Consider the following 3,508-nt stretch of genomic DNA (forward strand, 5'->3'; position numbering starts at 1 on the left):
TCTGCAAAATGCACTTGATTCGCGGGCAGCTAAAGCATAAATCGCTATTTTGTTAGCTGAAATATTGAATTTTCAAGGTACGAAGCCCATTTTGGGTATGGGAAGTCTTAGTAAATTACTCTTAAATCGTTCATCTTTCGCTGTAAACAGCTTTTTCTCATAGACCTCGCCTTTTTTCACAATGCGACATCCTTCTCTTATCTCACCATCTTCTCCCAGTATCTCTTTCTTGGTTCGAACATGTTTCCCATTTTCAGCATAGAACATATTTCTACTGGCAGTCTTGACGATTGGTTCATCCAATAGCTTTCGTTCTGCAAAAATCAGATGAATGTGATAATTTGTTTTTCTTTTATTGTGGTGCAAAGCAGCAATACACTCCGCTCCGTAATTCTGTTTGAAATGATTTGTAAAAAGCTGCAACAATCTTTCCGGCTGATACTCTATAAAACTCTCCGGCAAGGCAATAATCAGTTCTCTTGCCTCAATGCATTTACCCTCCGTCCCGCTTTTTGCAAATTCTTCCTGATTACATTTTGCAAGTTCCCGCCAGAATTTCCGTTCTGTAGTTTCATAAACTGCATAGAGATTTTCCTGTTTTGCGTGACTGGATATATAAGTGATTCTGCCTTTCACATTGCTTAGCTTTGTCATTTGAATAAATGAATTTCTTCCGATAGGCACTCCCTCCTTGTCTTCGACAAAATAAATTTTGCCATATCATTTGTGAGTGGATGCATCGGCATCCGTTTACGAACTATCCGCCTGTCGGCGGAACAGCTCCCGGCAGGGCGAAATACCCAGAGCATAAACGAAGTTTGTGCGATGGGTGTATTTCGCTCTCAAACGCCGAGGGCTTTGTGAGATACTTCCTTCCTCTGCCATAACTGGGGGGTGGCTTTTTATTTTGGGCGTATCCGCCCTCTTTTTCTGCCCGTATCCGGGCTTATTTTTTCACTAACAACAAACCGACTATTACTCTTCTGTCTGCTTTATTCCGGTATCCTTGCCCGTACATACTCTAAATCTCCGCAATACGGTGTTCCAACCAGATACCATTCTCTCGCCGGATTCATTTCCATTCTGGTTTTTACCCATTGATCATCTACTAATACTTCCAAGCATTCTCCACAGTGAAATCCTGGATCAATCCATAAGTCTGATGACAATAATCCATATCTTTTTTTATAACTGTTGTAACCTAATCTTCCTTGTCTCATGGTGTCATTCTCCCTTCATTTATCATTTCCGCAAGGACGCCCTGAATCAGGGCCCCCTTTTGAAAATCTCCTTGCTTCGCCATCCAACTCCCGACTGCACCTTACCGGCTTTCTCCTTGTCTGTTATCTACAGGTGCGTGCCACGCTCCTGTCATTAGGTAATCAAGCAGAACTTTTACCATCGAAAGTCCTCATGCATTCCGCACTTATCCAAATATTCCTGTCTCGCCTTTTCCCGTTCTTCCTCAGTTGGTGCTGTTTTGAATGTTGTATATAACTGACGCTTTACCATACTGTCTAATTTTTCCATCAATGCTTTTTCTATCTCCGGTAGATATTCTTCATTTCCGGCAAGATGATAGTGGAACAATGCCAGTAATAAATCTTTTGGTATCTGTACCTGTGCTTTTCTTTCCATGCTTCTCCTTTCCGTGACGGTCGTGACGATGGTGACGATATTTTCACTACCGACACGCTATATAAAATACCGTCACAACCGTCACATATCGTCACGCTTGTTTTCCGACAGAGGTTAATCTGATTTTTCTTCCATCGTGTCCCCGTTCCGTTTTATACTGAATTCCATATTCCAGAATTAGACGTTCCAGGCTGACATTTAATTTTCTTGATAATGCGTTCGGCTGCATTTCCACCTGCAATACTTCCACAAGCTCTGTTGCTGTTCCTACCCACTCTGGCGTAGTTTCTGTTACAAGTTCTTTTATTTTTTCCAACACTGGATCTTCTGGTTCTTTCCAGAGTTCCGTTTCCGTCTTGGTAAGTTCCCAGACACATCTCTCCCGGTTAAAGTTCAACCATAGTTTCTGATCCTGCTGATCACGCCCTGCCACTTCCAGAACTGCCTTATTATCTGTACGCTTTTCTTTCTGCATAACAAATGCTCCGTCTGCTGCTCCCAACAGACCATTCGTGCCGGAAATCATATCAAAACTATCGGAAGATTCCATTTTTCTCATATGATGCACAACCAGAAAGCAGATGCCATATTTGTCACTGAACGCTTTCAGCTTCGTTACAATCTCATAATCACTGGCGTAACTGAATTTATCTCCACCAACTTCACGAACTTTTTGAAGAGTATCAATGATAATCAGCCTTGCGTCTTTATGCTCTGTCACAAATGTTACAAGCTGTCTTTCCAGTCCGTCATTGAGCGATTTGGATTTTGTAGCAAAATAAAATTTCTCACTGCCTTCCGTTCCAAACATCTGTGATAATCGCTTCTGCAATCTTGCATAATCATCTTCCAATGCCAGGTAGAGAACTGTTCCCTGTCTGACTGAAAATCCCCACAATGGAAGTCCTTTACTGATGTGATACCCAATCTGTGCCATGAAAAATGATTTCCCGATTTTTGGTGAACCCACAAACAGATACGTTCCGTTATACAGAAGTCCATCTACAATCGGCAATTTGGGTGGATATGCGGTGTCATATAATTCCATCATGGAAACGGTTTCCAGATCGTCTGGATTCTTTTTATTTGCTGATTTTATTGTATTTTCCGCATTATTTGTGGCTTGCAGATTGCCCTTGCCGGGCAAATCTGCTATACTTTGGTTGGTTTTAAAATTTTGTAATGGCTGTTCCACATCTGCGCCAACAGATGCAATCGGAGCAGTCATTTTTTCTTTTGCTGTCATTCATTTTCCCCTTTCAGTCCGTTCAATGTCTCTGCGACCAGTCTCAGGGTACTCAGTAACTCTTCATTTTCATCACTGCACCTTTTCAGACGTTTCAGTTCTTCATAAATCTCTGCCATCTGGTTTCTCAGTGCTTTATAAACTCTTGGATTTCCCTGTACCACAATTTCCCGATCAGTCAATCGTTTCGTGATATAGTCCTGTTTGCTGAGTCCTGACAACCGGACACATATATCAATCTGCTCTGCCTCTTCCGGTGACACCCGGAATGCTACGATTTTGTTTCTCCATCTTCCTTTACTGTCCAGATTCTTCTCCATTTGATTTTTCCATCCTTTCAATATCCAGCTTTTCAGCCATTTCTGTCTGTTTTGTCGGGAACAAATGAGCATATCGGTAAGTGATATCAATACTCTCATGTCCCACACGGTCTGCAATCGCAAGTGCCGAAAATCCCATGTTAATCAGCAACGATACATGTGAATGTCGAAGAAAATCCAAACGTTTGGATTTTCTCCGATATCCAAACTTAAATAAAATCCAAACCTTTTGCAGATGGCGCAGGAAATGCGGTACATAACACCTGAAAAGGTTTGGATTTTATTTTCATCCTTTCTTTCGGAC

The 3,508-nt window shown here is 41.7% G+C and carries 4 protein-coding genes and 2 pseudogenes; all 6 read right to left on the bottom strand.

Annotated features, from left to right (window positions below; all coding sequences use genetic code 11):
• Positions 1 to 117: 117 nt before the first annotated feature.
• Positions 118 to 678 (bottom strand): annotated as a pseudogene (locus ACTNBF_RS16235) (MobA/MobL family protein); the annotation flags it as partial.
• Positions 679 to 992: 314 nt separating this feature from the next.
• Positions 993 to 1,220, bottom strand: a complete 228-nt coding sequence (locus tag ACTNBF_RS16240; RefSeq protein WP_441089685.1) for a DUF5348 domain-containing protein — start codon at positions 1,218 to 1,220, stop codon at positions 993 to 995.
• Between the two features lie 175 nt (positions 1,221 to 1,395).
• Positions 1,396 to 1,638, bottom strand: coding sequence for a complexin-2 (locus ACTNBF_RS16245; RefSeq protein WP_441089686.1), 243 nt, complete (start codon positions 1,636 to 1,638; stop codon positions 1,396 to 1,398).
• A gap of 91 nt (positions 1,639 to 1,729) precedes the next feature.
• The gene (locus ACTNBF_RS16250; RefSeq protein WP_441089687.1) at positions 1,730 to 2,884 is read right to left on the bottom strand and encodes an AAA family ATPase; all 1,155 of its coding nucleotides are present in this window, start codon (positions 2,882 to 2,884) and stop codon (positions 1,730 to 1,732) included.
• A complete protein-coding gene (locus ACTNBF_RS16255) occupies positions 2,881 to 3,204 on the bottom strand; it encodes a plasmid mobilization protein (RefSeq protein ID WP_441089688.1) in 324 nt (107 codons plus the stop codon). The genes ACTNBF_RS16250 and ACTNBF_RS16255 overlap by 4 nt, the downstream gene beginning before the upstream one ends.
• A pseudogene (locus tag ACTNBF_RS16260) lies at positions 3,182 to 3,382 on the bottom strand (tyrosine-type recombinase/integrase); the annotation flags it as partial. The gene ACTNBF_RS16255 and the pseudogene ACTNBF_RS16260, both read right to left, overlap by 23 nt.
• Positions 3,383 to 3,508: the final 126 nt, after the last annotated feature.

The sequence above is a fragment of the Bariatricus sp. HCP28S3_A4 genome (assembly GCF_052066395.1).
GTDB lineage: Bacteria > Bacillota > Clostridia > Lachnospirales > Lachnospiraceae > Allocoprococcus.